General features: G+C 59.3%; 8 protein-coding genes. 6 read left to right on the plus strand and 2 right to left on the minus strand.

Features of this window, described 5'->3' with window-relative positions:
• Positions 1-99: 99 nt before the first annotated feature.
• Together CYD26_RS14785 and CYD26_RS14790 are read right to left on the minus strand one after the other, a co-directional pair.
• Positions 100-3,603 (minus strand): hypothetical protein, encoded by a 3,504-nt coding sequence (locus CYD26_RS14785; protein ID WP_102052944.1) that lies wholly within the window; start codon positions 3,601-3,603, stop codon positions 100-102.
• A gap of 81 nt (positions 3,604-3,684) precedes the next feature.
• Complete coding sequence (locus tag CYD26_RS14790; protein ID WP_065761036.1) at positions 3,685-4,011, minus strand: hypothetical protein; 327 nt, start codon at positions 4,009-4,011, stop codon at positions 3,685-3,687.
• A gap of 309 nt (positions 4,012-4,320) precedes the next feature.
• Here CYD26_RS14790 and CYD26_RS14800 point away from each other — a divergent pair, with 309 nt between their 5' ends.
• From CYD26_RS14800 to polX, 6 genes are all read left to right on the plus strand, one after another.
• Positions 4,321-5,238, plus strand: a complete 918-nt coding sequence (locus CYD26_RS14800; protein ID WP_102052946.1) for a universal stress protein — start codon at positions 4,321-4,323, stop codon at positions 5,236-5,238.
• Positions 5,235-5,954, plus strand: coding sequence for an ABC transporter ATP-binding protein (locus CYD26_RS14805; protein WP_099774837.1), 720 nt, complete (start codon positions 5,235-5,237; stop codon positions 5,952-5,954). Before CYD26_RS14800 ends, CYD26_RS14805 begins: the two co-directional genes overlap by 4 nt.
• Positions 5,951-6,838, plus strand: a complete 888-nt coding sequence (locus tag CYD26_RS14810; RefSeq protein WP_102052947.1) for an efflux RND transporter periplasmic adaptor subunit — start codon at positions 5,951-5,953, stop codon at positions 6,836-6,838. Before CYD26_RS14805 ends, CYD26_RS14810 begins: the two co-directional genes overlap by 4 nt.
• On the plus strand, positions 6,838-8,331 hold the full coding sequence (locus CYD26_RS14815; RefSeq protein WP_102052948.1) for an efflux transporter outer membrane subunit: 1,494 nt from the start codon (positions 6,838-6,840) through the stop codon (positions 8,329-8,331). Before CYD26_RS14810 ends, CYD26_RS14815 begins: the two co-directional genes overlap by 1 nt.
• Complete coding sequence (locus CYD26_RS14820) at positions 8,328-9,470, plus strand: ABC transporter permease (RefSeq protein WP_102052949.1); 1,143 nt, start codon at positions 8,328-8,330, stop codon at positions 9,468-9,470. The genes CYD26_RS14815 and CYD26_RS14820 overlap by 4 nt, the downstream gene beginning before the upstream one ends.
• A gap of 110 nt (positions 9,471-9,580) precedes the next feature.
• Complete coding sequence (polX, locus tag CYD26_RS14825; RefSeq protein WP_256588030.1) at positions 9,581-11,362, plus strand: DNA polymerase/3'-5' exonuclease PolX; 1,782 nt, start codon at positions 9,581-9,583, stop codon at positions 11,360-11,362.
• Positions 11,363-11,383: the final 21 nt, after the last annotated feature.

Consider the following 11,383-nt stretch of genomic DNA (forward strand, 5'->3'; position numbering starts at 1 on the left):
TTGTAGTGATAATGCAGGTCGTGCGTTTGTACAGGGCGGTCGAATGCCACCCGACCTTGGGGCGATCAGCACACTTTGCGTGACCGCATGCTCTTTGCCTCAGTGATAAGCACTCACTAGCGCGACGGACATCTCCAGTGGCGACAGGGCAGGGAAGGCCGCCTTCAATCCGCTTGACGTGTCATTGGCCAGATACCCGGCTTGCGCCATGGCGCTTGCCATCTCCTTGGCGGTCAGGACAGGGTACGCCTTGATCAGGGCCTGAGCGCAATCCGTGCCAGGGGCTCCCTGACGGCGCATATCCCGCGCGATTTGAACCGGGTCCGGATAGGACTGGGTCAACGCCGCCGCCAACGCAGCCGGCGGTGTGTCTGGCCAGGCGCGGAGCAGTCCTTTGCTGGTGTCGGCGGCTGCATAACCGGCTTGGGCCATGGCGCTGGCCAGGGTGTCCAGGCTCAGGTTCGGGAACGCGTCTAGCAGCAATTGGCCGCATCGGCCCCCCTCGACTGCTTCGGCGATAAGGGCCTTGGCCATGTCGGCGGCGCTCGAAAACGCTGTGATCGTAACGTTTACCGCGTTCGAAGGTGCCCCGGCAATGACATTCAACTGACCCGCAACGGGTAGCGCCTGCACGGCCAATTGGTAGACGAGCGACTTTCCAGGGGCACCCTTGAGCGTCAGTAACGCAATCAGGTTGTCGCCCTGGGTGCTCGCGTTCAGCAGGCTGACCTGAAGGGCGCTGTCTGCGTCGGTGATCAGCGCTTGATAGCCGGAGGCACCGGTGACTGGCTGCCAACGAAGGGTCGCGGTGACGCCTGTGCTTGTTGCCTGAAGGTTCTCCGGCGTGCCGAGGCGAGTCAGCACCAGAGCCTCGGTCGGCAGGCTGGGCACCGTGGCAGAGTTGCCGTGGGCGACAAGGGTGAAGCTGAAGTCGCCAGCCGGCGCGACCGTATCGAACAACACATTGCAGCGAGTGGGCGGCGCCTGCCCCGGCGTCGTCGGCTGGAGCGTTTGATCCGGCGTCCAGGTGCTGCCTGCATGGGTACTGGAAAGCACGTATGACAGGGCATTCTGCACAGCCGTCCAGGTCAAGGTTACGCCGGTGTTCGGGGGCGTGAGGCTGTCGTCGGGATGAGCGGCCAGGTCCGCGGGTGTCGGCAGGCGCTGAAACGGCGCCTCAACCCAGGCGCTGGCGGATGACGCATTGGTGCCCTGCACCTGGGCCTTGTAGGTGCCGGTAGGCCAACTGGAGGCGAACTCGAAAGTGGTCTGGCGTGCTTCGATGGCCAGCCCAGGCTGGTCGAGCAGAACTTTTGCGGCACTGTCGAGCAGTTGTGCATGATAGCCACTGTTACCCTGGCCTCCGCCCCACGTCAGTGTCACCACCGTGTTGTTGATATTGACGGCGGGATGGGTAGGAGCACTCTGAGTGCCAGTGCCAGTGCCAGTGCCAGTGCCAGTGCCAGTACCAGTACCGTTCAGGATCGCCACGACAGCCGTTACCGTACCGGCTACGGCGGCGGCAGCACCCGCCGCACCGGCGGCAGCGGCTTCGGCAGCCGCCAGTGCCGCCGCTGCGGTGCTCGCTACTGCGTCGGCGGCCGCACCTTCGATCAGATGTTGGCACGCCAGTGTGGCAGCGTAGGAGGCGGCCGCCTTGCCGGCTGTCAGGGCGATCAGCGTGGCAATGGCTTCGCTGTTTTTGAGTAGCCCCTGCACGAACGACTCTGCCGCTTGTTCAAGCGCTTTATCGATGTAAGCGCCTAGTTCAGAGAGCTTGGCAGTGTTGGGCAGGGGGATCGAAACGATGCCGGGAAAGGGGATCGCCACAGCAGTGAGGGCGGTGTCGGCGATCGAAAGGGTGTAATTGCCGTCAAGTTGCAAGCTTACGCCGTTACTCTGCGTACTGAACGACACGCTGATGGTGAAGCTGGACTTGAGCAGCGTATTGAAAGCGAAATCTGCCAGTTGGCCGCAGCCAGGCTTGCCTTCACTTGACAGCTTCTGCAGGGTCTTGATGAAGTCGATGGCCTTGGTCAGGTATTCAAAGTTTGGCCAGTGGGTAATCTGGAACCCGCCATCCTTGCTGTAGCGCACCCCCAATGACGTGTTCTTGGGCAGGAAGGGGGCGTAATCGGAGAGGGCGGTGAGCGTTCCATCGATCTGCAGGTTGCCGCTTTGGTTCTTGCTTGCCGCCACGGTGATATCGACGCCAAATGACGCTTGCATGAACCACAGACTGCCGGCGAACCCCATGGACGCTTTATCGCCGACCGTGGAAATGTACAGCGTCGGCCCGCCTGTGGCGCTGGTCGCCTTCGGTGCAGCGATGGTCAGAATATAGATGTCGATGGGTTTGGTCAGGGCAATGGACGCGGTGATGCCATCCTTGGCAATCTGAATGTTTCCGATCACTTCGAGGGTGCTGACGAGCGTCAGGTCAAAAACAGCCTGAATATTGAAACCGGGCAGGTACGGAATGCTGCTGGCCGGTGGTGCGACGGGCACCACGCCTGTCCCTCCCGACGCCGGGCAGGCGAACGTATTCAGGCTCAGCGGCGCGGAGCCTGCGGTTGCGCAGTAATAGAGTTGGCTGCCGGCCTTGAAGGTGATGTCTATCAGCGAGGTGGGCGGCTGCTTGATACCCAGGCACTGCCTGAACAGATCGCCGATTGATAGGGTCTGGTCGACCTTGACGCTTGCCACCTGAGGCGTGCCGTTTTGCAGGTAGATCTGCCCGGTGAGTTGAGCCGATCCCACCTTCACCGAACCTTGCACCTGAAAATGCTTCTGTGCCGAGGCATCGCCATACTGGACATAGGCGCCGAACACAAGGTTTGAGAACGAGATGCCGGTCATGGCCCCCCCGAACAGCGAGGGTATCGTGGCATCAAGTTGCGCCGCCTGCAGGCAGGCCGTTACGGTTTTCTTTGCGTCATCGGAAATCAGCGCACCGGAGAAGGCATAGTCGTTGCTGAACACCGTCACGGTCAGGTTTCCGCTGATGCTCAGTCGCCTGGCCGTGGTGAACTGGTAGCCCAGCTTGATGTTCTCGAAACCGAACATGCCGAACAACTTGAAGTTCGGCAGGGCCACCTCATAGACGGCCTGCTTTACGGCAGAGCCTGCAGATGTGCCGCTGGCCAATAGTGCGGACAGCGAGAGCGTGTCTCCGGCGCCTGCTGAGGTGTCATAACCGATCTGGATCAAGCTGTCGAACAACTCGATGTCCTTGAGTCGCACCGTGAGCCAGAAGCCACAGGTGCTGTCCATGGACAGAGTCGTTTCAGCCACGCTCATGGGAATCGGCGTCTGAGGGAATACATTGAGCAGCGTCGTACCGCTCGGTGGCGCGCCATCGCCAAAATGGCTGAAGGTGAAAAAGCCGGCATCCTGCACCAGGATCTTTCCTGTGGGCAGTTGCGTGTCGAACGCATCATTCAACAACGAGAAAACGTCGAGCCCGGTGCCGCCAGGAGTTGCCAGATCGGCGTAGATCAGACTGTATTGCCGCGATAAGTCCAGTTCGCAGGTGCTCTGGCTATTGAATTTTCCACCAAAAATTTCTGACCAGCCGAACTGGGCCGAGATGCGGATATCCATGGGCGAAGGGCCCTCCCGCAGACGATAGGCTTCGATGCGGCGAGGTGGTCAGGAACACCCCGTCGCACACTCGAGCGCTGCTTAGCTGAAGGTATGCTTCTCGCGGTTGTAGGTGCCTTCCGACACGACAACATTCAGGTCTTGAACCACATCACTGCCGATGGCACCGGAAATCACATCCATGGGCGGTGAAACGGCAACGAACACCTGGTTGGTACTGCCTACGGCGACCTCGAGCAGTGTCTGCGGAGCCGGTGCTTTACCTCCATCGGGCGTCGGAGCCTGCGAGATCACGCTGAACTGGAAAGGTGCGTCCTTGGTGGGGGCGGAACTCGGGATGTTGAGGGACGCGGTGTAGGTTTTGCTGTCGATGTTGAAGACAGCATTGACGATAGCGCTGATTGCCATATGAGAACTCCATTCTGCACTGACTGGCTATTGCGGGATGTGTGAAAGACAAGACTCCTGAAACACGAGCGATGGCGCGTTGAAACTGTAGTTCGAGATTATTCGACGGGCAAATTCAGTCGTTAAAAAAGCGATTTCCAGGCCTTTGGCGCGGCGCCCCCGTGACCTGCCCACTGCATTCCCCCTTCGAAACGGACTTCAACGTAAACGACTTGCCTCGAACTGATAAAAATCAAGTCGTCCGCGCCCGAAGCGCTCAACCTTGAGTGGTCGTTCTCGCATTGAAATGGCCCCGCGCCGAGGTGCCTCATGTCCCAGACCCAGCGTTTGCTCCTGATTGCCTCGTCATCAATGACCCGTACGCCTGCGTTTGAACGCGCAACTGCCTTGGCTCAGGCGATGCAACTACCTTTGCATATCGTGGCATTCGATTACCTCGAAGCCTTGGCGGTGGCCGGTTTTTTTGCCCCCGAGCAAATCCGGCAAGCCCGTGACGGCTACCTGGAGAGCCATCGGCAATGGCTTGAGGAGCAAGCCGCGCAGGCGAGAAAGCACCGGATCGAGGTGACCAGTGAGGTGGTCTGGGTTCAAGACCCCTATGAGGAAATCCTGCACTTCGTCAATGAGATGCCCTTGGCGCTGATCATCAAGGATGCCCAGGAGGAGTCGGTGTTGAAACGGATCTTCTTTACGCCACTGGATTGGCGGTTGTTGCGCGATTGTCCGGCGCCCGTGCATCTGGTCACCAATGCCCTCCACCCAAGGCCGCGCAACGTGCTGGCGATCGTCGATGTATTACGCAGTGAAGCGCAGGACCTGGTTTTCAACGACCAGATCATCGCCGCAGCCGTGAAGCTGGCCGAACAATGCAACGCACAGCTCGACCTGGTCCATGTGTATGACTGGGCCGCGGTGTATGCCATGGATATGGGGGTCGGTGCATTGCCGCTGGCCACCGGTATCTGCGAAGCGTTGTCAGAGGCCCAGCACGAAGCGTTTTCGGCCCTGATCGAACGCAATGGCGTTCCAGCGGATCGCTGCCACTTTATCGAGGGCACACCCTTGCCGAGTATCTGTGCGTTTGCAGTTGATCATCAGACTGACGTGATCGTCATGGGAACGGTGCAGCACAGCGGTTTGAACAAACGCTTGGGCAGCACTGCCGAGTACCTGCTGCACCAGGCGCCGTGCAGTGTTCTGGCGATAAAGCCAAGTGAGTGCCCATGAGTTCAGATCAAACGGCTGCGGCCCCGCATCCAGCGATCGTCTCGCGCGGCCTGACCAAATGGTTCGGGGAGGGCGACGCACGGATGAAAGCGGTCGACCAGGTCTCGCTGGTTGCTCAGTTTGGCGAAATGGTATTCATCGTCGGCCCATCCGGGAGCGGCAAGACCACGCTCCTGAGCATGATCTCGGGCATCCTGAGGCCTGACGCCGGAACCGTGCATATCAATGGATGTGATATCTGGGCCTTGAACAATGATCAATTGGCAGCGTTACGCCTCAATAGCATTGGGTTCGTGTTTCAGGACTACCATCTTTTTGCGCGCTTGACCGCTGCCGAGAACGTCGCGATTCCCTTGATCCTCAAGCATTGTGACTGGGACGCGGCCATCGCGCAGGCGAAGCAGAGCCTTGAAGTGGTAGGCCTGAAGGACCGTGGCGATGTGCTGCCGCTCAAGCTGTCCGGCGGCGAACAACAGCGCGTGGCGATTGCCCGTGCGATCATCGGCAGCCCGCAGATACTGATTCTCGATGAGCCCACTGCCTCTCTTGATGGCGACACGGGCAAGATGATCATTGCCTTTGTAAAGTCTAAGATCCTCAACAAGCAGCGTTGCATCCTGATCGTCACTCACGATGTGCGGATCAACGAGTACGCCGACCGAATCATCCACATGGAGGACGGCCGTATCAGCGAACCTGACTGGACTTCATCATGAAGAACCGGGTGCTGTTTGTGCTGGCGATCATCGGCGTACTGGCCGGCCTGGTTGCTGCGTATCTGTTCGGGCGTACGCCCCATGCCTTGCCGCCAGCCTTCGCCCCGGCGAGTAGCCCCTATGAAACCGCCATTTATGCCAATGGCATCATCGAAAGCGAGCAGTCCGGTGGCTCCAACATCGTGATTTATCCGCAGGTTTCCGGGCCGGTCACTCACGTCTTGGTGCACGAGGGGCAGGTGGTCACCCGCGGCATGCCTTTGGTGAGCATCGATGATGCAGTGCCCAGGGCAAACGTTGAATTGGCCCAGGCCAACCTGCGAACCGCCCAGGATCAGTACCTCAAGCGCGTGGCTTCATACCAGATTGATCCCAAGTCCATCAGCAAGGACACGCTGGACACTGCAAAAAATAACGCTGCTCAAGCACAGGCTGCGCTCAAGGCCACGCAGGCCTCGCTGGCGCAATACGCGATCATGGCGCCGGTGGATGGCGTGGTCCTGGCTATCAATACCACGGTGGGCAGTTATGTATCGCCTCAGGGCGCTTATGATCCATACACCCAGCAATTCAGTCCGCTGCTGGTGATGGGGGCTGAACAGACGCACCTGGCGGTACGCTGCTATGTGGACGAGATCCTGATTACCCGCTTGCCCGCGCCTGAACATATCCAGGCACAGATGCTGATTCATGGCTCGGACATCAAGGTGCCGCTGGAATTTGTCCGTGTACAGCCGTACGTGTCGCCGAAAATCCAGTTGTCCAATCAGCGGCAGGAGAAAGTCGACCTCAGGGTGTTGCCGGTGCTTTTCCGGTTCGAGAAAAAAGACCTCCCGATGGTGTATCCGGGGCAGTTGGTGGATGTCTTCATAGGACGCAAATGATGGACCTGTTCAGCGTCTATCGACCTTTGTGGCCACAGGCACGGGCGCTGTCCATGCTCGTGCTGATGTTGATGAGTGCCTGCACGGTAGGCCCTGATTTTTCACGCCCGGCAGCGCCGCCGCAGACCGCCTATGTGCGTAATCCGGTAGCGGCCACCCTCCCTGCGCAGGGCCAGGGGCAACATTTTTCGCTGGGTGCTGACGTTGCGTTCGATTGGTGGCGACTGTTCAAGTCTGACGCTCTGAACTCGGTGGTCCGCCTGGCAATCGCCAACAACCAGACCCTGCAGGCTGCCGAGGCCAGCCTGCGGCAAAGCCAGAATACACTCATGGCCGGTCATGGCGTTTTCTATCCGCAGCTTGATGCGCGTGCTGGTGCGACCCGTGAGCGTAGTTCTCCGGTACAGCCAGGGCTGAACAGTGCAGGGTCGACGTTCAATGTTGTCACCCTGAGTGGAACGATCAGCTATACGCTCGATATCTTTGGGGGCGCGCGCCGCACCGTGGAGGGGCTGCAGGCAGAAGTCGACCACCAAACCTGGTTGACCCGCGCGGCCTACCTCGCCCTGACCGCCAATGTCGTCAATACAGCCATTGCACGGGCGGGCTATGCCGCACAACTGCGCACAACGGAGCAGTTGATCGGGCTGCAAAAGCAACAGTTACAGACCATTGAGGTGCAGGTACGTAGCGGTACGGCGCCTTATTCGGACAGCCTCAGCCTACGCAGCCTGATTGCCACGAACGAGGCTTTGCTGCCGGCACTTGAGCAGAAAATCAGCCAGTCCGAACACCTGTTGGCCACCCTCGAAGGCGTCGCGCCGACGGAGGTGCGCGTCCCCGAGATCGAACTGACAGCGCTTTCACTGCCCACCGATTTGCCGGTCAGCCTGCCTTCGCAACTGGTGAGGCAGCGACCGGATATCTTGTCCGCTGAAGCGCAGCTACACCGCGCCAGTGCCAACATCGGCGTAGCAACGGCGGCGATGTTTCCCAGTTTCAGCCTGACCGGGACCTATGGGACGGCAGGCTCAAGCCTGGGCTCACTGTTTGCGGGTGCCGGGAGGTTCTGGAGCATCGGCCCCTCGATCGACATCCCGTTGTTTCAGGGGGGGAGCCTGTGGTTTGGTCGTCAAGCCGCGATTGATGCTTATCAGCAAGCGGCGGCGAATTACCGACAGACCGTGCTTGAGTCTTTCGCCCAGGTGGCCGATGCCCTCAAGGCGTTGGAGTTCGATGCGAAGGTCCTTCTGAAGCAGGCGCAGGCGCAGGCCAGTGCTGAGGAGGCGTTGCGCTTGCTGCAAGCCAACTACCGATCCGGCCTGGTGACTTATCTGGACCTGCTGGTGGCCGACGTCCAGCTTCAGCAGATCAATATTGCCTATCTGCAAGCACTGGCTCAGCGGCACCAGGACACCGTCGGGCTGTTCGCTGCGCTTGGGGGCGGCTGGTGGAATGCACCCCCAAGCGCCGATAGCAGGCAAATGCCATGAAGTACTCAGGCATCCTGAAAATCGGCTTCAAACTGCTGGTGAACGACAAGGCCAAGTTTTCGGCGTTGCTGGTCGGGATTACGTTCTCGGTGTTCCTGATGATGCAGATGACTGCAATGTTCGCCGGCATTCTGAACCGCGCCTACTCGACGGTGACCAATATCGGTGCAGCGATGTGGATCATGGACCCGGCCGTGAATACGCCGACCAGTGTCATTCCGCTGCCGGATTACCTGCTCGATGCTGTACGCAGCATGGAGCAGGTGCGCTATGCAGTGCCTGTATTCATTGGCGGGGCGCAAGTCAGGTTAGCCAGTGGCACCTATCAAGCGGTCAGTGTGGTAGGCCTGGACGACACCAGCCTGTTCGGTCGCCCAGAGCTTGAACAGGGGGCTATCGAAGACATCTACGCAGACAACGCATTTATCGTCGTTCGCGATACTGAATATTCGAAACTGGAGAGCCCCGGGATCGGCACCGCCTTCGAGCTCAATGACCACCGCGGTACCATCGTCGGTATCGCCAAGGTGCTGACCAGCGGATTGACCGGTGTACCGACGCTCTACACCACCTACCGACGCGCCATCGAATACATCCCGACCACCCGCTTTACGGTGTCTTACATTCTGCTGGAGCCCAGGAACGAGGCCGCACAAGCCGCCATCAAACGGCAGGTTGCCCAGTTGGGTTATCTCGCCTTGACCAGGGAAGAGTTCAATCAGCGCATCACCGAGTACTACATTTATCAGACCGGGGTTGGCACCAACATACTGACGATGACCATCATCAGTTTCCTGGTCGGGCTATCCATCTCGGGGCAAACGTTTTACACCTTCATCCTGGAAAACCTGGACAAGTTTGCAGCCCTCAAGGCTATTGGCGCCAAAGGCCGCGAGCTGATCTACATGATCCTCTTCATGGCGACCTTCACAGCCCTCACGGGGTACGGTCTAGGTGTCGGCCTTGTCACGTTGATGATCGTCACGGTACGCACCTATCTGCCCAATTATGCCGCGATCATCACATTCTGGAATCTGGGGTTGGCCTTCGGCCTGGTGCTGCTGATTGCCGCAGCCTCCAGTTATGTCGGGATACGCAAGGTGCTCAGAATCGAGCCGTTCGACATTTTCAGGGGGTGAAATTGAACCGACATTCAGGCGATGTCTGATGTATATCAATGACAGGGTGGCAGGATCGGCAATGCTGATCTGATGACGTCCATCGAGTCGATTGCGCTATGAAGCTGACCGTGGCACCTCTTCAAGAGTCGGCACCCGCTTTGCCTTCTTCGGCCACGGCGGGGCAGTTGGTCGGAAATGATCAGATCGCCGCGGTCTTTGAAGATATCGCCAATCTGTTGGAAATCGAGGACGCCAATCCCTTCCGTATTCGGGCCTACCGCAATGCAGCAAGGACCTTGAGGGCCTTGACCTTCGAGGTGGCAGAGCTGATCGCACGGGGGGAGCCGCTTCCTAAACTCAGTGGTATCGGCGTTGATCTTGCGGGCAAGATCAATGAAATCGTCACCAGCGGCGACTGTGCGCTACGCCAACGGCTCTGTACCGCATTGCCTGCGGGCTTGGTCGAACTGCTTTCCATCGCCGGCTTGGGGCCCAGGCGAATCAAACACCTCTACCACGACCTGGGTATCGAAACCGTTCAGCAACTGTGCCATGCCGCCAAAGAGGGGCTCATTCGTCATGTGCCCGGCTTCGGTGAAAAGATGGAGGCCCGGCTGCTGCAGGCGGCACAGAAGGGGATCGGCAGGGACCACAGGCTGCCGCTGGCTTTTGTGGCTCCCGTGGCCAGTCGGCTTGCCGATTACCTGAAACAGCTTCCCGGTGTTGAGGCTGCCACGGTTGCCGGCAGCGTTCGACGCATGCGCGATACGGTCGGGGACATCGATATTCTGGTTGCCGCTGCGCGGTCGGTGGACGTCACCGCACATTTGCTCAAGCATCAGGACGTTTCCACTGTGCTGGTGCGCGGGCGCACGCGTGCCAGCGTGGTGCTGGGCACCGGTATGCAAGTGGATCTGCGTGTGGTCGAACCAACTGCCTATGGCGCAGCCCTGGTGTATTTCACTGGCAGCAAGGCGCATAACATTGCGATTCGCCAGCTGGCCCAAAAGCAAGGTCTCAAACTCAGTGAGTACGGCGTATTCAGCGCAAGAAAATGCGTGGCCAGCGCCACTGAGCGCGCTGTCTATCAGGCGCTGGGGCTGGAATGGATGACACCTGAACTGCGTGAGGATCGCGGCGAGATTGCGGCGGCACAAGCGGGCACCTTGCCCAAGCTGATTGAGTTGGGCGACCTTAAAGGCGATTTGCATGCCCACACCGATGCTTCGGACGGAAGTCACAGCCTGGAAGTGATGGCGTTGGCCGCACAACAGGCCGGGTTGGAGTACCTGGCGATCACCGAGCATTCGAGATCCCTCAGGGTCGCCCATGGCCTGGATGTCGACAGGTTGCTCAAGCAGATCGATCAGATTGATGCGCTAAATGCCCGTCTGAAGGGCATTACCCTGCTCAAGGGCATCGAGGTGGACATTCTCGAAGACGGCAGCCTGGACCTGCCGGATGACATCTTGGGCCGGCTGGACGTGGTGGTTGGCGCAGTACACAGTCATTTTCTCCTGACACTGCGCCAGCAGACCCAACGCTTGTTACGGGCCATGGATCATCGCTATTTCACGATGCTGGCGCACCCCTCATGCCGACTCATCAACCAGCGCGACCCGCTGAACCTGGATTTGCCCGCAATCATCAAGGCTGCCCGCCAGCGTGGCTGCTGCCTTGAGCTCAATGCACAGCCCCAACGCATGGACCTGCTAGACCTGCAGTGCCGGTACGCCAAGGATGAAGGTGTGCTCATCAGCATCAACTCGGATGCCCACCGCAGCGCCGACTTTGCCTATTTGCAGTATGGGGTCGCACAGGCACGCCGTGCCTGGCTGGAAAAACATGACGTGCTCAATACCCGCTCGCTGAAGGCGCTCAAGGGATTCCTGAGCTCAAGTTCTGCCTGAGCTTAACTTGCTGTTGATGGG

This window comes from Pseudomonas sp. FFUP_PS_473, from assembly GCF_002858665.1.
GTDB lineage: Bacteria > Pseudomonadota > Gammaproteobacteria > Pseudomonadales > Pseudomonadaceae > Aquipseudomonas > Aquipseudomonas defluvii.

Bases quoted from the DNA above. Each gene is read 5' to 3' on its own strand.
- CYD26_RS14785 (WP_102052944.1), bottom strand. From the start codon at position 3,603: ATGGATATCCGCATCTCGGCCCAGTTCGGCTGGTCAGAAATTTTTGGT.
- CYD26_RS14790 (WP_065761036.1), bottom strand. From the start codon at position 4,011: ATGGCAATCAGCGCTATCGTCAATGCTGTCTTCAACATCGACAGCAAA.
- CYD26_RS14800 (WP_102052946.1), top strand. From the start codon at position 4,321: ATGTCCCAGACCCAGCGTTTGCTCCTGATTGCCTCGTCATCAATGACC.
- CYD26_RS14805 (WP_099774837.1), top strand. From the start codon at position 5,235: ATGAGTTCAGATCAAACGGCTGCGGCCCCGCATCCAGCGATCGTCTCG.
- CYD26_RS14810 (WP_102052947.1), top strand. From the start codon at position 5,951: ATGAAGAACCGGGTGCTGTTTGTGCTGGCGATCATCGGCGTACTGGCC.
- CYD26_RS14815 (WP_102052948.1), top strand. From the start codon at position 6,838: ATGGACCTGTTCAGCGTCTATCGACCTTTGTGGCCACAGGCACGGGCG.
- CYD26_RS14820 (WP_102052949.1), top strand. From the start codon at position 8,328: ATGAAGTACTCAGGCATCCTGAAAATCGGCTTCAAACTGCTGGTGAAC.